14 protein-coding genes and 1 pseudogene are annotated in these 18,985 nt (G+C 61.1%); 12 read left to right on the top strand and 3 right to left on the bottom strand.

The genetic code is table 11. The features are described from left to right. The first annotated feature begins 152 nt into the window (after positions 1-152). On the top strand, positions 153-1,163 hold the full coding sequence (locus ACF8O8_RS23075) for an NAD(P)-dependent alcohol dehydrogenase (RefSeq protein ID WP_010955388.1): 1,011 nt from the start codon (positions 153-155) through the stop codon (positions 1,161-1,163). Positions 1,164-1,235: 72 nt separating this feature from the next. Here ACF8O8_RS23075 and ACF8O8_RS23070 read toward each other — a convergent pair whose 3' ends face one another. After that, a complete protein-coding gene (locus ACF8O8_RS23070; protein ID WP_003249857.1) occupies positions 1,236-1,937 on the bottom strand; it encodes a FadR/GntR family transcriptional regulator in 702 nt (233 codons plus the stop codon). A 259-nt stretch (positions 1,938-2,196) separates the two neighbouring features. Between ACF8O8_RS23070 and ACF8O8_RS23065 the strand changes: the two genes are divergently transcribed. Then, positions 2,197-3,549 carry an MFS transporter gene (locus tag ACF8O8_RS23065; RefSeq protein ID WP_392510546.1) on the top strand — a complete coding sequence of 451 codons (1,353 nt, stop codon included), beginning with the start codon at positions 2,197-2,199 and terminating at the stop codon, positions 3,547-3,549. Between the two features lie 19 nt (positions 3,550-3,568). Next, positions 3,569-4,915 carry a glucarate dehydratase gene (gene gudD / locus ACF8O8_RS23060; protein ID WP_392510545.1) on the top strand — a complete coding sequence of 449 codons (1,347 nt, stop codon included), beginning with the start codon at positions 3,569-3,571 and terminating at the stop codon, positions 4,913-4,915. Positions 4,916-5,153: 238 nt separating this feature from the next. Here gudD and ACF8O8_RS23055 read toward each other — a convergent pair whose 3' ends face one another. After that, positions 5,154-6,041 carry a LysR substrate-binding domain-containing protein gene (locus tag ACF8O8_RS23055; protein ID WP_014754542.1) on the bottom strand — a complete coding sequence of 296 codons (888 nt, stop codon included), beginning with the start codon at positions 6,039-6,041 and terminating at the stop codon, positions 5,154-5,156. Between the two features lie 99 nt (positions 6,042-6,140). On the opposite strand from ACF8O8_RS23055, the gene ACF8O8_RS23050 reads away from it, so the two are divergent. From ACF8O8_RS23050 to ACF8O8_RS23025, 6 genes are all read left to right on the top strand, one after another. Further along, a complete protein-coding gene (locus tag ACF8O8_RS23050; protein ID WP_392510544.1) occupies positions 6,141-7,091 on the top strand; it encodes a 2-hydroxyacid dehydrogenase in 951 nt (316 codons plus the stop codon). A 94-nt stretch (positions 7,092-7,185) separates the two neighbouring features. Then, a complete protein-coding gene (locus ACF8O8_RS23045) occupies positions 7,186-8,529 on the top strand; it encodes an MFS transporter (protein ID WP_014754540.1) in 1,344 nt (447 codons plus the stop codon). A gap of 474 nt (positions 8,530-9,003) precedes the next feature. Then, positions 9,004-10,425: a group II intron reverse transcriptase/maturase gene (gene ltrA, locus ACF8O8_RS23040; protein ID WP_010952386.1), complete on the top strand. Its 1,422-nt coding sequence runs from the start codon at positions 9,004-9,006 to the stop codon at positions 10,423-10,425. Positions 10,426-10,866: 441 nt separating this feature from the next. Continuing rightward, positions 10,867-12,258: an amino acid permease gene (locus tag ACF8O8_RS23035; RefSeq protein WP_014592477.1), complete on the top strand. Its 1,392-nt coding sequence runs from the start codon at positions 10,867-10,869 to the stop codon at positions 12,256-12,258. 215 nt (positions 12,259-12,473) lie between these two features. Next, positions 12,474-14,867 carry a TonB-dependent siderophore receptor gene (locus ACF8O8_RS23030; RefSeq protein WP_392510543.1) on the top strand — a complete coding sequence of 798 codons (2,394 nt, stop codon included), beginning with the start codon at positions 12,474-12,476 and terminating at the stop codon, positions 14,865-14,867. Between the two features lie 161 nt (positions 14,868-15,028). After that, the gene (locus ACF8O8_RS23025; protein WP_003249871.1) at positions 15,029-15,766 is read left to right on the top strand and encodes a hypothetical protein; all 738 of its coding nucleotides are present in this window, start codon (positions 15,029-15,031) and stop codon (positions 15,764-15,766) included. 101 nt (positions 15,767-15,867) lie between these two features. Here ACF8O8_RS23025 and ACF8O8_RS23020 read toward each other — a convergent pair whose 3' ends face one another. After that, positions 15,868-16,743, bottom strand: a complete 876-nt coding sequence (locus tag ACF8O8_RS23020) for a WYL domain-containing protein (protein ID WP_014859377.1) — start codon at positions 16,741-16,743, stop codon at positions 15,868-15,870. A gap of 119 nt (positions 16,744-16,862) precedes the next feature. On the opposite strand from ACF8O8_RS23020, the gene ACF8O8_RS23015 reads away from it, so the two are divergent. From ACF8O8_RS23015 to ACF8O8_RS23005, 3 genes and pseudogenes are all read left to right on the top strand, one after another. Continuing rightward, positions 16,863-17,123, top strand: coding sequence for a hypothetical protein (locus ACF8O8_RS23015; protein ID WP_017147968.1), 261 nt, complete (start codon positions 16,863-16,865; stop codon positions 17,121-17,123). A gap of 304 nt (positions 17,124-17,427) precedes the next feature. Next, on the top strand, positions 17,428-18,108 hold the full coding sequence (locus ACF8O8_RS23010; RefSeq protein WP_003249877.1) for an EcsC family protein: 681 nt from the start codon (positions 17,428-17,430) through the stop codon (positions 18,106-18,108). A gap of 251 nt (positions 18,109-18,359) precedes the next feature. Then, positions 18,360-18,800, top strand: a pseudogene (locus tag ACF8O8_RS23005) (inovirus-type Gp2 protein); the annotation flags it as partial. Between the last annotated feature and the right edge of the window lie 185 nt (positions 18,801-18,985).

Here is an 18,985-nt window from a genome sequence, read left to right as displayed (position 1 = left end):
CAATGCGGGCCTCTTCGCGGGCATGCCCGCTCCCACAGGTATTGCGCAAGTCTCGGGTCCTTTGGTGCCCCTGTGGGAGCGGGCGTGCCCGCGAAAGGGCCGGATCTGTCTATGCTCAACCCCATTCTTTGCTCTGATACGGAGACCCACCCATGAGCAGCAAGGCCATCTACGTACAACCCGGCGGCGGCTACGACAAGGTCGAGGTCGGCACCTGCGAGGCCCAGGCCCCCCAGGCCGGCGAGATTACCGTGCGCCTGCACGCCAGTTCCCTCAACTACCACGATTTTGCCGTGGTCAGCGGCATGTGGGGCCCGAGCGAGCGGCGCATCCCCATGGCCGATGGCGCCGGCGAGGTGGTTGCGGTGGGGGCTGGCGTCACTGAGTTCCAGGTCGGCGACAATGTGGTCAGCACCTTCTTCCCCGACTGGCTCGATGGCCAGGCCAACGTCGAGGGCTTTGCCCGGGTGCCCGGCGACGGCATCGATGGCTACGCCCGTGAACAGGTGACTGCCCGCGCCACCGCCTTCACCCTGGCACCCCAGGGTTTCAGCCATGCCGAGGCTGCCACCCTGACCACCGCCGGCCTTACCGCCTGGCGGGCGCTGATGAGCGATGATCACCTCAAGCCCGGCGACACGGTGCTGGTGCAAGGTACCGGCGGTGTGTCGATTTTCGCCCTGCAGTTCGCCAAGCTGGCGGGCGCGACCGTGATCGCCACCTCGTCCAGCGATGCCAAGCTGGAGCGCCTGAAGGCCCTGGGTGCCGACCACCTGATCAACTACAAGAGCACCCCGGCCTGGGGTGAGAAGGTGCGCGAGCTGACAGGCAACCGCGGTGTCGATCATGTGATTGAAGTGGGCGGCCCGGCGACACTGGAGCAGTCGATGATTGCTGCGCGCATTGGCGGGCATGTTTCGCTGATCGGCATCCTTACCGGGGTGGCCGGGCAGTTGCCGCTGGTGCAGGCGCTGGTGCGGCAGATTCGGCTGCAAGGGGTGCTGGTTGGCAGCCGAGCGCAGCAGCAGGCGATGGTGCGGGCGATCGACGCCAACGGCCTGCGGCCGGTGGTGGACAAGCATTTCGAGCTGGAACAGATCGTCGAGGCGTTCCGTTACCAGGAGAGCAACCGGCATTTCGGCAAGATCTGCCTGACCTGGTGAAGTGAGGGCAGGGTAGCTGGATGTAACGGCCCACCCTGCACGCCAATATACTCGTCTTACACTGCCTGACAGTCAGTCCGGCAGTAGCCGGTCGCGGCTGTTGGACAGGTGCAGGCACACTGCCGCCCGCGCGGCATCCGGGTCTTGTCGGCGAATGGCATTGAGGATCGCCTCATGCTCCAGGTTGGCCAGGTACGCTTGCCGCGCCAGCTTGGCCCCCGCGCGCTCGGCCAGGGCCATGCGGTTGCGCGGGATCAGGCCGTTACCCAGTTGCAGCAGCATCTCGGTGAAATACAGATTGCCGGTGGCCTCGGCAATCAGCAGGTGAAAGCGCCGGTCGGCTTCGATGCAGCTGTCGCCGGCAGCGGCCAGGTCCTGATAGTCATCCAGCGCCTGGCGCATGCGCGCCAGTTGCCCCTCATCACGACGCAGTGCGGCCAGCGCGGCAGCCTGGCCCTCAAGGCCAATACGCAGCTCCAGCAGATCGCGCACATTCGCCGCGCTCTCCGCCGCAACGCGCAGGCCGGCCTGGGCCTGGCGTTCCATCACGAACGTACCGATCCCGTGGCGCGGCTCCACCAGCCCAGAGGCCTGCAGCTTCGACAAGGCTTCGCGAACCACCGTGCGGCTGACCCCGTGCTCGCGCACCAAGGTGTTTTCCGAAGGCAGTTTGTCGCCTGGTTTGAAGGTGCCCAGCAAAATCTGCTGGGTCAGGCTGGAAACCAGGTCGTGGGCACGGCTGTGGCCGCGTTTGCGCGCGTGTTCGGGTTCCATGTGTGATCCGGTTCTTGATTGGCTTGTACGACAAGTTAATCGATAGAAATATTTTTTGCCGATTTTTCGCGCATCCAATTCAGCATGTAGTTGAGCTGTTTTTGCGCGTTAGGATCAAATTGGCATTATGGCAGCTTGTATTTTGCTATTTTGCCGACGTTAATGATCTTGTCGTACAACCTCGCTGCGAATAAGCTCCTCCCCACTGCCATGTCAGACAACCCGACCCGCACAAAAACAATTAGTGGGAGATCCGCAAGTGAACGACACCCTCGCTCCGTCTGCCCGGCATGAAGGCGACGCGTTGGCCAGTGCCGTGGCCAAGGTCAAGCGCCACGTCCTGCCGCTGTTCGTCATCATGTTCATCGTCAACTACCTCGACCGCGTCAACATTGGCTTCGTCCGCCCGCACCTGGAAAGCGACCTGGGCATCAGCGCTGCGGCCTATGGCTTTGGTGCCGGGCTGTTCTTCATCGGTTACGCGCTGTTCGAAGTCCCTTCGAACATGCTGCTGCAAAAGGTCGGTGCCCGGCTGTGGCTGACCCGTATCATGTTCACCTGGGGGCTGGTGGCCACGGCCATGGCCTTCGTGCAGAACGAAACCCAGTTCTACGTGCTGCGTTTTCTGCTCGGTGTTGCCGAAGCAGGCTTCTTTCCTGGAGTGATCTACTACTTCACCCGCTGGCTGCCGGCGGCAGAACGCGGCAAGGCGATTGCCATCTTCCTCAGTGGCTCGGCGCTGGCTTCGTTGATTTCCGGGCCGCTGGCCGGGGCGTTGATGCAGATCCAGGGCCTGGGCCTGCATGGCTGGCAGTGGATGCTGTTCATTGAAGGCATGGCCTCGGTGGCGCTGTGCTTCTTTGTGTTCTTCTGGCTCGACTCGAAGCCGCAGGACGCCAAGTGGCTGAGCAAGGCCGAGCAGGACGCGCTAGTCGCCACCATCGACCGCGAGCAGCAAGCGCGTGAGGCCATCGGCGCGGTCAGGCCGTCGGCCTGGAGCCTGCTCAAGGACCGCCAGATCGTGCTGTTCTGCCTGATCTACTTCTGCATCCAGCTGACCATCTATGCCGCCACCTTCTGGCTGCCCAGCATCATCAAGCGCATGGGCGACCTCAGTGACATGCAAGTCGGTTTCTTCAACTCGATCCCTTGGCTGATCTCGATCCTGGCCATGTACGCCTTCGCCGCCGGTTCCGCGCGCTGGAAGTTCCAGCAGGCCTGGGTGGCAGGCGCCCTGCTGGTTGCTGCCACGGGCATGTTCATGTCCACCACGGGTGGGCCGGTGTTCGCCTTCGTCGCCGTGTGCTTCGCCGCGATCGGCTTCAAGTCAGCGTCGTCACTGTTCTGGCCGATCCCCCAGGGCTACCTGGACGCCCGCATCGCTGCGGCGGTGATTGCCCTGATCAACTCGGTCGGCAACCTCGGCGGTTTCGTTGCCCCCACCACCTTCGGCTTGCTGGAGCAGCAGACCGGTTCGATCCAGGGCGGGCTGTACGGCCTGGCGGTGACCTCGGTGCTGGCGGCGATTGCCATCTTCTTCGTACGCACTCGCCCCAAGGGCGCCCCTTCCGATGACCTCATGGCCCCTTCGGCCCTGGGCCAGACCCACTGATGACTGCGAGACAACCCTCATGAATATGCAGACCCTTCACACCAGCACCCCGGTGGTCGCCGACCTGCGCGTGGTCCCCGTGGCCGGCCATGACAGCATGCTGCTCAACCTCAGTGGCGCCCATGGTCCGTTCTTCACCCGCAACGTGGTGGTGCTGCGCGACAGCGCCGGCAATACCGGCCTGGGCGAAGTGCCCGGCGGCGAGAAGATTCGCCAGACCCTGGAGGACGCCCGCAGCCTGGTGGTCGGCCAGCCGATCGGCCATTACCAGCGCGTGCTCAATGCCATGCGCCAGACCTTCGCCAACCGCGACTCGGCGGGCCGCGGCCTGCAGACCTTCGACCTGCGCATCACCGTGCATGCGGTGACGGCCATCGAGTCGGCGTTGCTCGACCTGCTCGGCCAACACCTGAACGTGCCGATGGCAGCATTGTTGGGCGAGGGGCAGCAACGCGATGCGGTGAAGATGCTCGGCTATCTGTTCTACATCGGCGACCGTCAGCAGACCGACCTGGCCTACCGCAACGAAGCCGACAGCGATGACGACTGGTTCCGCCTGCGCCATGAAAAGGCCCTGACCCCGGAAGCAGTGGTGCGGCTGGCCGAGGCCGCTAAGGCGCGCTATGGCTTCAGCGACTTCAAGCTCAAGGGCGGCGTGCTGCGCGGTGAAGAAGAGATGGAGGCTGTGACAGCGCTGGCCGAACGCTTCCCCGAAGCGCGCATCACGCTCGACCCCAATGGCGCGTGGTCGCTGAAGGAGGCCATCGCCCTGTGCCGTGACAAGCACGATGTGCTGGCCTACGCCGAAGACCCGTGCGGCGCCGAGAACGGTTACTCGGGCCGCGAGGTGATGGCCGAGTTCCGCCGCGCCACCGGGCTGCCCACCGCGACCAACATGATCGCTACCGACTGGCGACAGATGGGCCATGCCATTCAGTTACAGTCGGTGGACATTCCGCTGGCCGACCCGCACTTCTGGACCTTGCAGGGTTCGGTACGGGTGGCGCAGATGTGCAACGACTGGGGCCTGACGTGGGGGTCGCACTCGAACAACCACTTCGACATTTCGCTGGCGATGTTCACCCAGGTGGCGGCTGCTGCGCCGGGGGATATCACTGCGATCGATACGCACTGGATCTGGCAGGATGGCCAGCGGCTGACGCGTGATCCGCTGCGCGTTGTCGATGGGCATGTGCGGGTACCGGCGCGGCCGGGCCTGGGCGTGGAACTGGACGAAGACCAGCTGGCCAAGGCCCATGAGTGCTACCGCAACATGGGGCTGGGTGCGCGGGATGACAGCGTGGCGATGCAGTTCCTGATTCCGGGTTGGAGCTTCGATAACAAACGGCCTTGCCTGGTACGGTAAGGCGGCTGGCCGCTTCCACCGGGATTGCGCAAGATTCTAGAAATTGAGCAAGCCAGTTGTTTCCCCAGGTACTGCATCAGCCTCAAGCCTGCGGGGGCACCTGTGGGAGCGGGCTTGTCCCGCGAAGAATTCAACACAGTGCATGGCACCGGCTCCGCCGGTGTTCGCGGCTAAAGCCACTCCCACAGGGATTGCACCTGGCTTCAGGCTGGTGTGGGGCCTGTGGGGGTGGCAGCCCTCAAGCGGCTTCAAAAAAGGCCCGCGCCATTGCAACGAAAGACCCCAGCACCGGGTTGGGGTTGTCCCGGCAGAACGCCAGGAAGATTTCTGCCTGTTGCTCCATCCCCTCCAACGGCCGGAATACCACCTGCTCCAGGCGCAGTGCCTGGGCAGAGGCCGGCACCACGGCACAGCCCAGTCCCACATTGACCAGGCCCAGAATCGAATGAGTCTGACCCAACTGGTGCAGGTAGCGCGGCTGCACTTCGTGCCGCGCAAACAGGTTGGCAATACGGTCATGGAAGTACCGCCCTTCGTTGGCGCTGTACATCACGAACGGCTGCTGGTCGAAGTCGCTGGGTGTCAGCCGTTCGTGGTTCGCCAGCGCGTGCCCGGCGGGCAGGGCGGCGACGAAGGGCTCGCGGTGGATTGGCAAGTACTCCACCCGCGCGCTGGGCAGTACCTGGCGCACCAGCCCGACATCGATCAGCCCTGCTTCCAGGTCATGCACCTGAGTGCTGGAGACGCGCTCGCTGAGCACCAGCTCGATGTCCGGCAGCGTCTGCCCGGCGTGCACCAGCAAACGGGGGACCATGCTGTACGCCCCAACGGCGGTGAAACCCAGGGTCAGGCGGCCTGCTTCGCCGTGGGCGATGCGCCGCGCGGAGTGGCTGGCTGATTCGGCAATCTGCAAAATGCGCCGGGCATCCTCGAGGAAGCTCGCGCCCGCCAGGGTGAGCCGCGCCTGACGGTTGTTGCGCTCGAGCAGCAGCACACCCAAGGCATGCTCCAGCAGCTGGATCTGGCGGCTAAGGGGTGGCTGGGTCATGTGCAGGCGGGTGGCAGCGCGACCGAAATGCAGCTCTTCGGCCACGGCCACGAAGCAACGCAGCTGGTGCAATTCCATGATTCAAATCCTGAATTATTCAATCCAGCATCTATATTAGACCTGTATCAAATGCAGGCCTAGCATCGACTCATGTCTTCTCAATGCCGGAAGCCCGCGATGACTCACACCCCGATTGAAGTGCTGCTGACCCAGCCCGTACCCGAGGCGATCGATGCCCAACTGGTCAGCGCCTACCACGTGCATCGGTTGTACCAACAGCACAACCCGCAACAGCTGCTGGACGAAGCCGCACCGCGCATCCGCGGCGTGGTCACCGGCGGTGCCAAAGGCCTGTCTACCGCGCTGATGGACCAGTTGCCTGCCCTTGAGATCATCGCCATCAGTGGCATCGGTACCGATGCGGTGGATCTGCGCCATGCGGCCAGCCGCGGCATCCATGTCACCACCACCCCGGGGGTGTTGACGGCTGACGTTGCCGACCTGGCCATGGGGTTGATCATCAGCAGCCTGCGTCGCCTGGGCGAGGGGGAGCGGCTGGTGCGCGATGGCTTGTGGGGCAAGGTCGACCTGCCGCTGGCGCACAGGGTCAGTGGCTGCGCGCTGGGCATCGTCGGCCTTGGCCAGGTGGGCAAGGCCATCGCTCGCCGTGCCGCCGCCTTCGACATGAGCATCGCCTACAACGGCCGGCGCGAGCAGCCAGAAACGGGCTATCGCTATGAGCCGGATCTGGTTGAGTTGGCGCGCTCGGTGGATGTCCTGGTCGTGGCCGCTTCTGCTGACGGCGGGCAAGTGCTGGTGACGGCCGAGGTGCTGGAGGCGCTGGGGCCACAGGGTTACCTGGTCAATGTGGCACGTGGCAAGTTGGTCGATGAAGACGCGCTGGTGGAAGCGTTGCGCGAGCAGCGGATCGCCGGGGCAGGGCTGGATGTATTTGTCGATGAACCACGGGTGCCGCCGGCATTGCTGGACCTGAACCAGGTCAGCCTGCAACCGCACCGGGGCAGCGCGACGCTGCAGACCCGACTGGAGATGGGGCGCATGGTGCTGGACAACCTTCAGGCCTGTTTCCGAGGTGAAGTGCCACCGAATCGGGTGATCGACAGTTAGCCCCCTTTCGCGGGTACAGGTACTACAAGGCCCTTGCGGCCACCCCTTCTGCGTACAAGAACAATCGCTTCCATCGAGAAGCAAGAGGGTCCACATGAACAGCAAATCCGCCGTTGCCGCACCGCAGGCCGTGGCCGGGATCGGTCGCCATCGCTTCCTGGTGCTGGCGCTGATCTTCGTCATTACCGTCATCAACTACGCCGACCGCGCCACCTTGTCGATCACCGGCACCGAGGTGCTCAAGGACCTGGGGCTCGATCCGGTCATGCTGGGCATGATCTTTTCTGCCTTCGCCTGGGCCTACGCCCTCGGCCAAGTGCCGGGGGGCTGGCTGCTCGATCGCTTCGGTGCCCGCCGCGTGTACGGTATCAGCCTGATCCTCTGGTCGCTGTTTACCTTGCTGCAAGGCACTGTGGGCTGGATGGGGCTGGCCGGCGTCTCGGCAGCGGTGGCACTGTTTTCAATGCGCTTCATGCTTGGGCTGGTGGAGTCGCCGGCCTTCCCGGCCAACTCGCGCATCGTCAGCTGTTGGTTCCCCACCCAGGAGCGTGGCACTGCATCAGCACTGTTCAATTCGGCGCAGTACATGGCGGTGGTGGTGTTCGCCCCCTTGATGGCATGGATGACCCATGCAATGAGCTGGGAGCAGGTGTTCATCTGGATGGGGCTTCTGGGCTTGCTGCTGAGCCTGTTCTGGTTCCGCTTGTACCATGAGCCCCACAGCGCACCTGGGTTGAGCCGTGAAGAGCTGGAATACATGCGCGAAGGTGGCGCCCTGGTCGACCTGGAAAAGGAACGCAAGGCTGCCAAGAGCAAGCCGACCCGGGCAGAGCTTGCGCAACTGTTCACCAGCCGCAACCTGTGGGCGGTGTACCTTGGCCAGTACTGCATCACTGCGCTGACTTACTTCTTCATCACCTGGTTCCCGATCTACCTGATCAAGGGCCGTGGCATGACCATCATGGAGGCCGGCTGGGTGGCCGCACTGCCGGCAATCTGTGGTTTCACTGGCGGTATTCTGGGTGGCTTCGTATCCGACTGGCTGATCCGCCGTGGCGTGCACCCGTCCAGGGCGCGCAAGACCCCGTTCATCATCGGCATGGGGCTGTCCACCAGCCTGGTGCTGGCCAACTATGTGGATGGCAACGCGGCGGTCATAGCCCTGATGACCCTGGCGTTCTTCGGCAAGGGCCTGGCTGCGGTGGGCTGGGCGGTGCTGTCGGACGTGGCGCCGAAGAAGATGGTCGGCCTGTGCGGTGGCGTGTTCAATGGCATCGGCAACATTGCCGGCATCGTCACCCCGCTGGTGATTGGTTACGTGGTTGCCAGCACCGGCTCGTTCCACAACGCACTCTGGTTCGTGGCCGCCCATGGCGTGCTGGGGATCCTCGCTTACCTGTTGCTGGCCAGGCGCTTCGAGCGTACCGGGCAGGCGTAGGCAGACGCCTTGGCAACAGAGGCCCCGGGAAACCGGGGCTTTTTTGTGTGCGCCAGGCATGGCGCGTTGCGCGTAAGCGCAACCCGCTTGGTTGTGGTGGCCAAGTGGGTGACTTGGAGGTGAAAGTCCTCTACACACCCGGCAAGGGGAAGTGTTAGCCGGAGGCAAGGGTGTCGCGGGTGACCGCGAATCTGAAGGAAGCCCGAGGCAAAATGCTGGCCTGACGAACAGGAAGCGGATAGAGGCGGCACAGCGGGGTGAGGTGGCACAAATCGCCAAAGCCCAATACTTGCACGGAACGCTGTGACGTAGATCCGACAGGCATAAGCAGGAAGGTCGCGCGAATTACCCTGGGAGATCTGTACGTTTGCCATTGTGCTACCGCGCGTCGAAAGGCGACGGGATGAGCGTGCAGAAGTCAGCCGAAGCCGTAGTAAGTGGCGGTTAACCGCGCCACCAAGGGCCGAACAGGTTATGCCGCCAGTAGGCGTCGCCGTCTCGTTGGTAACCGTAATGCAGAAATTTCCCACAGCGGAAACTGTCATCCCGAGCTCCGGCCAGAAGCCGAGGGTGACGCCTGACAGTGCAAAGGTATCGACGGCGTCCGTGACGTGGACGAACGCGGAGCCGGACACGCTGATGGAGCGGGTGCTTGCACCGGCCAACCTCAGACGTGCGTATCAACGCGTGGTCAGCAACAAGGGAGCACCGGGTGCCGATGGCATGACGGTCGCTGACTTGGCGGGCTACGTGAGACAGTATTGGCCAACCCTCAAGGTCAGGTTACTGGCCGGTGAATACCAGCCCCAAGCAGTGCGAGCGGTTGAAATTCCCAAGCCGCAGGGCGGCACACGGCAACTGGGAATCCCCAGCGTCGTGGATCGCCTGATCCAGCAAGCACTGCAGCAGCAGCTCACACCTATCTTCGACCCACTGTTCTCGGACTACAGCTATGGTTTTCGTCCGGGCAGAAGTACGCATCAAGCCATCGAGATGGCCCGTGCTCATGTGACAGCGGGACACCGCTGGTGCGTGGAACTCGATCTGGAGAAGTTTTTCGATCGGGTCAATCACGACATCCTCATGGCCTGCATCGAACGTCGGATCAGAGACAAGTGCGTACTCAGGCTTATCCGCCGCTACCTTGAAGCCGGGATCATGTCGGGCGGTGTCGTCAGCCCACGGCAGGAGGGGACGCCGCAAGGCGGCCCGCTCTCGCCGTTGCTGTCGAATATCCTGCTCGACGAACTCGACCGCGAGCTGGAGCGGCGGGGCCATCGCTTCGTACGTTATGCCGATGATGCGAACATCTATGTACGCAGTCCCCGGGCCGGCGAACGGGTGTTGGTCAGCGTCGAGCGCTTCCTGAGAGAACGTCTGAAGCTGACGGTGAACAGGAAGAAAAGCCAAGTGGCAAGGGCGTGGAAGTGCGACTACCTAGGCTATGGGATGAGCTGGCACCAGCAGCCAAGACTGCGCGTGGCAAGGATGAGCCTAGACCGCTTACGCGACCGGCTCAGAATGCTGCTGCGCAGCGTACGGGCTCGCAAAATGGCGACTGTCATCGAGCGGATCAACCCCGTCCTGAGAGGCTGGGCTAGCTACTTCAAGCTCAGCCAGAGCAAGCGGCCGCTTGAGGAACTGGATGGTTGGGTCAGGCACAAACTCCGCTGCGTCATCTGGCGTCAATGGAAGCAGCCTCCCACGAGGCTGAGAAACTTGATGCGCCTGGGGTTGAGCGAGGAGCGTGCCAACAAGTCAGCCTTCAATGGCCGAGGTCCATGGTGGAATTCGGGAGCGCAACATATGAACTACGCGCTGCCAAAGAAACTGTGGGACCGGCTCGGGCTGGTCTCGATACTGGATACGATTAACCGGCTTAGCCGCGTAACCTGAACCGCCGTGTACGGAACCGTACGCACGGTGGTGTGAGAGGACGGCGGGTGTGAATCCGCCTCCTACTCGATTGGCGGCTTGCAGAAGCGGGTTCATCGAGCGTCGGCGTGCGGCGAAGATATCGGCACCGGCAACACATCCAAATGCAAAACAAAACCTCCATTTGGGCCTGTGGCGCGATCAGATATGCCATTCGCGACATCTGGCGTTGATGGAAATGCCCTGTCGTGATCGAACAGTTCCGTGGCGTTCTCGTGTAATTCCCCACAGCCATGCGGGGATTAAATGAACCCCGAACCGCACTGACACCTTGCTCTGTGACGCGTGCCAAATATCAACAACAGCGCGCGAACAACGTGTCGACTTATTGATTTCAAAGGAGATATTTTTCGCCTACGCCTGCCCGTCCTTCCTTGTGTCAGCAAAAAGAGAACAACATCAATGAACACCGTGGGATCTGATGGCAACCTTGCACAAGGTTTCAAGCCACGTCACGTAACGATGCTGTCCATCGCCGGCATCATCGGCGCCGGACTTTTCGTCGGCTCTGGCCATGCCATCGCGGCAGCCGGCCCAGCAACCATAATTTCCTATTTCGTGGCCGGGACCTTGGTGGTACTGGTCATGCGCATGCTCGGCGAAATGGCCGTGGCACACCCCGACACCGGATCGTTTTCCACCTATGCCGACCAGGCCATTGGCCGCTGGGCCGGCTATACCATCGGCTGGTTGTACTGGTGGTTCTGGGTACTGGTGATTCCTATCGAAGCATTGGCCGCCGGGCATGTGCTGAACGCCTGGTTCCCGCAGGTGGACAGCTGGATCTTCGCCCTGGCTTCGGTGTTGCTGCTGGCCGGTACCAACCTGTTCAGCGTGGCCAAGTACGGCGAGTTCGAGTTCTGGTTCGCCATCCTCAAGGTCACCGCCATCCTGGGCTTCATCGGCCTGGGCTTCGCCGCGCTGATGGGCTGGCTGCCCAACCGCGAGGTCAGTGGGCTGAGCGGGCTTATGGCCGAGTACGGCGGCTTTGCGCCGAAAGGCTGGTCGGCAGTGGTGGGTGCGTTCATCACTGTGATGTTCAGCTTCATCGGCACCGAGGCAGTGACCATCGCCGCGTCCGAGTCCAGCGACCCGTCGCGCAACATCGCCAAGGCCACCCGCTCGGTGATCTGGCGTATCAGCACCTTCTACATCCTGTCGATCTTCGTGATCATTTCGGTGGTGCCGTGGAACGACCCGCAGCTGGCGGTGGTGGGTTCGTACCAGCGTGCGCTGGAAATCATGAACATCCCCAACGCCGCGTTCATGGTCGACCTGGTGGTGCTGGTAGCCGTTACCAGCTGCATGAACTCGTCCATCTACATCGCTTCGCGGATGATGTTTTCGCTGGCCAAGCGCGGTGACGCCCCGGCCTTCCTCAACAAGACCTCCAAGGTCGGTGTACCGCGTGCTGCAGTGTTCGGCAGCACCCTGATCGGTGCGGCCATCGCGGTCCTCAACTACTTCGCGCCGAAGGGCGTGTTCGAGTTCCTGCTGGCCAGCTCTGGTGCCATCGCCCTGTTGGTGTACATGGTTATCGCCATCTCGCAGCTGCGCATGCGCCGCCGACTGGAGCGCGAGAACACCGAACTGAAGTTCCGCATGTGGCTGTTCCCGTACCTGACCTGGGCGGTGATCATTTTCATCGCAGGGGCGCTGGCGGTGATGATGTACACGCCTGAGCATCGGGCGGAAGTGAGCTCGACATTGGGCCTGGCGATCGTGATTTCCTTCCTGGGGATCGTGACGTCGAGGGGCCATGCGCAACCGGTGGGCGCGCGATCGATGGGGTGATTCAGTTCACCTGGCTGTAAGGCAAAGGGCACCCGAGGATGGGTGCCCTTTGTTTTTTGGTTTGAGAGAGCGTTTGGATTAACAGGTGCTCGCAGGTACCCGCCCCGCTAGCGCAATTCATTGAAAATAAATGAGGTGTTTTCTCATTCTCGTTCGGCATGTAGAGAAGGCCGGATTACAGGCCAGCCCGCCGACCCCCGACACGGAGCGAGAGAATGAGTTTTACCCCGGTTCCACAGCGCCACCCCTTGAGTCGTGCCCTGCATGCTGCACTATTGGGCCTGGCAGTCAGCACCTACGCACTGCCGTCGCTTGCACAGCCTTTGAGCGCTGATCACAACAGCCCGCTCAAGCAATGGAGCATTCCCGCGGGCCCGCTGGCGCCGGCACTGGACCGCTTTGCGCGCGAGGCGGGCATCAGCCTTTCGTTCGATGCGCAGAACGTGGCCAACCGCAATACCAACGGGGTGCAGGGCGCGCTGGATACGCGGTCGGCGCTGTCGTCGCTGCTGCGCGGAACCGAGTTGCAGTTTGAGCCGCAGGGCCCCAATGCGTACCTGGTAATACCGCAGCCTAAGCCTGCCGGCCCGCTGGAACTGGGCGCGACCGAGGACTACCGTCTGGCGCCTGTCATCATCAATGCCAAGGTCAAGGCCAGCGCTGACGATGACGCCAACTCGGTGGTTGCCAAGGAGCTGTGGGTTGGGGGCAAGGTGGCGACCAGCATCCTCAACACGCCCGCGTCCGTGTCTGTGGTGACCAACAAGGAAATGCAGCAGCGCAGCGTCAGCACCACCGAAGAGGCGCTGCAATACACCCCCGGCGTGGTCAGCGACTACTACGGTTCGGACGACCGCAACGACTACTTCCTGATCCGCGGCTTCCAGGCCACCACCTACCGAGACGGCCTGACCCTCAGCTCGATGCGCGGTGTGCGCGAAGACCCTTACGCCTACGAGCGTATCGAAATTCTGCGGGGTGCCAACTCCACCCTGTTCGGCCCGGCAGACCCGGGTGGCTCGGTGAACTTCGTGACCAAGCAACCGCGCTTCGAGAAGTTTGGCCAAGGCTACGTGACCTACGGCTCCTATGACCATGCCGAAACCGGGATTGATGTAGGCGATGCGCTGAACGACGAACAAACCCTGGCCGGCCGCTTCACGGCCAAGATGCAGAACAGCGACCGCGAGTACGACCATTCGCAGGACGATAACCGCTTCGTGATGGGCGGCCTGACCTGGGCGCCGACCGACTTCACCTCGGGCACGGTGGTGCTGGATTACCTGAAGACCAACAGCTCGCCGAACAGCGGTGGCTACCCGCTGGACAAGGAGTACGACCGCAGCGACTTCTACGGCGAGCCCGGCTACAACTTCCACGATGTCGAGCGCACCAGCCTGAGCGGCAACATTACCCACGACTTCGACAACGGCTTCACCCTGCGCAGCAACCTGCGCTACAGCGAGCTGACCGATGACTTCGGCTATGTCTACCTGAGCGACAACGCCTCGCGTGTTGGCACCACCATTCCACGTTACGTCTTCGGCACCGACAGCGATGCCGATCAGCTCAACGGCAACCTGATGCTGCAGTACGATGCCCAGTTCGAGCACATCGACAGCAGCACGCTGGTGGGCGTCGAGTACCTCGACTCGACGACCAAACAGAGCTCGGTCTACGGCCTGGCGCCCTCCATCGACATCGCCAACCCGGTATTCACCGGCGTGCCCGGCGGCATCACGCCCTATACCCGCAAAAAGAATGACGCCACCACCAAGGCGGTTTTCCTGCAGCAGAACCTGTCGTTCTTTGACCGCGTCATCGCGACCGCAGGCGTGCGTAATGACTCGATGGACCTGTCGAGCAAGGAATACATCGGTGGCGAGCAGACGGAAAAGGACAACTTCTCCGAAACCTCCTACCGCGCGGCACTGACCTATATCGTCAACGATGAAGTGTCGACCTACGTGAGCATGGTGGAGTCCGTCTCGCCCCCGCAAGTGGGCGTTACCCCGCAGACCGGCAAGCAATACGAAGTGGGCATCAAGTATTCGCCCATGGGCATGGACGCACTCTTCTCCGCCGCTGTTTATGACCTGACCCAAGAGAACGTCACCATTGCCGTGGTGTTGCCAAGCGGCATCATCGAGCAGCAGACGGTGGGCGAGTCACGCGTGCGTGGCCTTGACCTGGAAGCCAAGGCACAAGTCACGCAAGACATCAGCGTGATTGGTGCTTACTCCTACATGGAGTCCGAAGTGCTGCGCGGGTCGCTGTATGACGGCTCTTCCTTGAAGGGCAATGAGTTCACCACGGCGCCCAAACACACCGCATCGCTGTGGAGCTACTACGACATACCTGGCACTGATGTGAGTGTCGGCCTGGGCGCGCGGTATGTGGGGGCGTACTACATGGATGCTGCCAATACCAAGAAGAGCGATGGGACCACGTTGTTTGATGCGGCGCTGAACTACAAGATCGCCAAAGGGACCGACCTGGCGCTGAATGTGAGCAACCTGTTTGACGAGCAGCATGTGGTGGGGTCGGGGACGGCGAATTACTACAACCCGGGGCGGGAGGTTACGGCGAAGGTGAGTTATAGCTGGTAGGGGAAATGTGTACCGGGTGGACGCTGGGCATTCGGCCAGCCTCCACCGTATTCTGATCAGCTAAATAAGGTAGGATAAAGGCTATTTGCCATTATCTGCCTGGCGTGTCCTGGGCATTGATAACGCGGCGCAAGCCATCAACAACTCCCAGGAAGGAATAAATGCGCACACAGGTAATTATTGAGGATCATGTCCTGCCGCAGTTGCTTACTTCGGCGATCGAGGCGTACGAGGTGTCGCACAGGGCGCACGCGCGGGGACGAAGCAACAAGAAGCTCGAAACATTCGGCTTGCTGTGGGGGTATGCCTTACCCGTGCGCAACAACCTTCCTGCCCGCCTGGTTGCGGTGGTCGCCACGGTCGAAACCTCGGCGCTCAGGCACTCGGAATGGGTAAAGCCCGATTTCGAATCCATCGCGATGAAGCGCGACTTCTTCGCAGAGTACTGGCCGCAGTTGGAGCTCATCGGCACGTTCCATTCGCACCCCTACGAAGACCTGAGCGAGGTCAACGATGCGAAAGGTTGGCGCGCTTCTGACGCCGATATGGAGTTTTGGCCAGCGTTTCATGAGTTCGTCTGCCCAGACATGGATGAACTGGCGCATCTGGTCATTGCCATTACCGCCCTTGGCCGTAAAGGCTCTGCGGAGCCCCAGCGCCTGCTGGGTAGTGAGTACTCTTCCGGCTATGTGGTCAGTGCAGAAAAGCGCAAGCTTTGGATCAAGGGTTACACCTCGTCGCTCTACGAGGAAATCGATGATGATGCCCCTTTCGATGAAGATTTCATGGCCGGAAACATTGAGATGGAACGCTCCTACGATGTGTGGGAAGACGAAGATGTGTTGCTTGAAATCCCCTCGCTGGAAGCACGTTTCAGGCACGAATTGCTGCGCAAATGAGCCCTGATAACCCCAGCAAGCGCTGGAGCAGGTGGTCGTAGCTGAGCGCGTGTGCCGGGCTGAGACTTGCGGCAGCAACTCTCGGCCCCGGCATTCAGCTATTAGTCATTCATCAACCACTGTTTCAATTCCTTGAGGTTGCTCACCACCAGTTGCTGGGCCTCGGGCAGTATCGCCATGTTGCGGTGGTCGATCTGATACCGCTGCAACACATACTTCACCAACGCCCTGCGGCTCGGTACCACCAATTGCCCATCCGTCATGCCGAAGTCGGTTTCGATGATTGCCTTCTGCGCCGCGTTCAACCGCCCATCAGGTTCGAAGATGACGGGCACTTCCACATTCCAGTCTTCATCCTGCTCACGCGTGTTCGGCGATGCGTCGAGCAAGTCCGGTTGCCCGCGTAAGCGGCTCAGCACGAAGTCGCGGTACTGGCCGTTCTTTTCGCAATAAGCCCGCACGTGCCAGCGCATGCCGGTGTACACCAGCGTGTGCGGGGCGATTAGGCGTACCTCGACGTTGGGGGTGTTGAAGGACACGTATTCGGTTTCCAGGCGCAGGCCTTCACGGCAGGCTTTGAGCAATGGGCGCAGCACCTCTGGCCGAATTGGGCGATCGGGTACTTCCAGCACCCGGGTGTGCGCATAGGCCAGTGCCAGCCCGTCGATGTGCGGGGCGCGCTCATTGTTCTGGTACAGCAGGTGCAAATAGGCGCTGGCGCTGTTGTCGATGAACCGCGGCTCGAACTGCTCGCTCGGTACATAGCCCTTGATCTGCTTGTCATACGTCAAGTTTTCGGGCGCATGCTCGGTGATGTAGGTATTGATGTCCTTCGACGCCTGCTGGCGGCTGATGCCAAAGCTCTGCATCAGATGCCCCGTGGTCAGCCGGCCTTCCCACCAGGCAACGGTCTCGATCAAACGATAGCGAAGTGCCAGGTCCCAGCGTACCTGCTCGATGGATTGCTTGCGTTTCATACCCTCTCCATGTGCGCGATTACTTTACCTGTATAAGTCTACATTCTAGACGTGTAGTTTTTCATTACATACCTTTGACTCGCCTTCGGAATGCATCGGAGGCATCAAAGGACATGAACATGACGATGCCGGAAGTGGTTGCGACGGGGGCCTTGGTGGCAATGGGAATCATCCTGCTGGTGCTGATCCAGCAAGGGTTGAAGCTGGGGGAGCTTGGCAAGAAGGTGGAGCACTGCCAGCGGGATTTGCGTTGGCTGCAAATTTGGGAGATGGAGAACCGCGAGCTACGGTCAGCGTTGCGGGCGGAGCGAGAGCATGTTGCGCAGTTGCAGCGCAAGGTGGTCATTTTGCAGGACATGGCTGTGACACAAGGCCGTTAAGGGAGGCTTTTGAATAGGCCGCTGCTTGGGCAGGTGCAGTGCTGAATGCCTACGGAACGGTTCAAAGCCGATTTCACCTGGCCCGGTGGAGACTTACAATCAAATGATGGCATTATGCCTTATCAGCCATGCGGCTTCTTGAGCGCTAAGGGCTGCTGCAGCCCTGCGCGGGGCACGGACCTTTAGCGGCGAAGCCAGTATCGGGTCGTGTGAGACCCTGCGCCAGGCGCCACGTTGACCGCCTTGATACCCATGCTTCGCTTTTGCGGGCAGTTGGCAAACCATTTTACGAACGGAATCCGGCATGACCACTGAAGTAGTAGAAAGCAGCTCGTCGTTGATGAAGATGGTGGAAGCCATCGCCATTAGTCCCCAAGATGCGCGGGAGCTGGTCGCCCAGTACCAGGCGCAGGCGCGCAAGGCCTCGCCGTCTGCCTCGGAGCAGAAAATCGAGGACACGGTGGTCGACAAGATTATCAGCCGCTACTCAAAATTGGCCGCCACCTCTGGTGCTGCCACTGCACTGCCGGGTGTTATCCCGGGTATCGGAACTGCGGTGAGTGCTGTGGGCGGCGGGTTGGCGGACATTTCGGTGTGCATGAAGCTTCAGATTGATATGACGATGTGCCTGGCGGTCGCGATCAACGGGAAGATGTCCAATGAGGACGCCAAGCACATGTCGTACATCATCGCCCTCTACGGTTCCCTGGAGCAGATGGGGACAACGGGAACGACCCGAATCGCCAGCAAAGCCGGGGTGCGGATGGTCAAGAAGTACCTCACGGGTCCGGTTTTGCAAGTGATCAAGGATTTGTTCAAGAAGATCGGGATTACGTTCACCCAGAAGGCTGCCGCTAAAGTGATTCCATTTGGGATTGGGGTTGTAGTGGGTGGTACGGCGAATTACGCGCTGACGAAGTATGTGGGGAAGACGGCTCGGGATACGTTTCGGCTGAGCCTTAAAGAAGAGGGCGTTATGGAGTGAGGGTAGGGGTTTGGGTGAACGGTTAGAGGTGTGCTTGTCGGGGGGGGGCTGGCTGTCCAGCGGTTGGCAGCGTAGGCGTCCTGGACGCATTGAATATAACCCTCGACATCTTTGGGGGCCTGTTCGATGGGCGGCGGGGCAGTGTTCACGACAGAAGGCTCTGCGCTGCCCGCTTGGGGTCGCTCTTCGCCGATTATGTTTACGAAGCGTGCTGATAAATGCCGATGCAATCGGTGGTCAGATAAAATGCAATTAGCAGGTTCATCGAATCGTTCAAAGCCAAAATTGAGCACAACCGTGAAAAGGCACGTGAGCTGAACAAGCACGCCCATGACTGTAAGGTACTTTACGTTTGGGCAAGAGAAAGGAGCGAGGGAGGGCGACAGTCTTACCACCTGTTGATCCTGCTCAACAGAGACGCCTACTACACAGTCGGGCGGTTGCAGCCACAAAGGCCTAATTTGATCACCTGTATGCAAGAGGCTTGGGCGAGCGCGTTGAAGTGCGAGGTTGAGCAAGTGAGGGGCTTGGTACATATCCAGTGTAATGCAGAATACCGAGTAGATTGGGAAGTCCGACCAGGTAACATGGATCAGTTACCTGAACTGTTTCATCGAGCCAGCTACCTGTGCAGAGCAGCGACGAAGCGCTATGGAGATGGTTGCCATGGCTTTGGATGTAGCCGGAGATAGAGATAACCTTTTGTAGTGCGTCGCGCACTGGTCTTGTGCCTTTCCAAGGGCCGCCAGTGCGCATGCGATACAGCATGCCGTATACGGACATGGGTAGGTTACGTTTGTTCTAATTATGCTGACGAGCTTCAGCAGGGCATACGCACCCTCCTGGAGTACGGAGGGCACGACGATCTAACCGGAAC

The sequence above is a fragment of the Pseudomonas sp. TYF_14 genome, assembly GCF_043105275.1.
Taxonomy (GTDB): Bacteria; Pseudomonadota; Gammaproteobacteria; order Pseudomonadales; family Pseudomonadaceae; genus Aquipseudomonas; species Aquipseudomonas alloputida.
The sequence above is the reverse complement of the archived record's forward strand: the minus strand, read 5'-3'. Positions and strand labels throughout refer to the sequence as shown.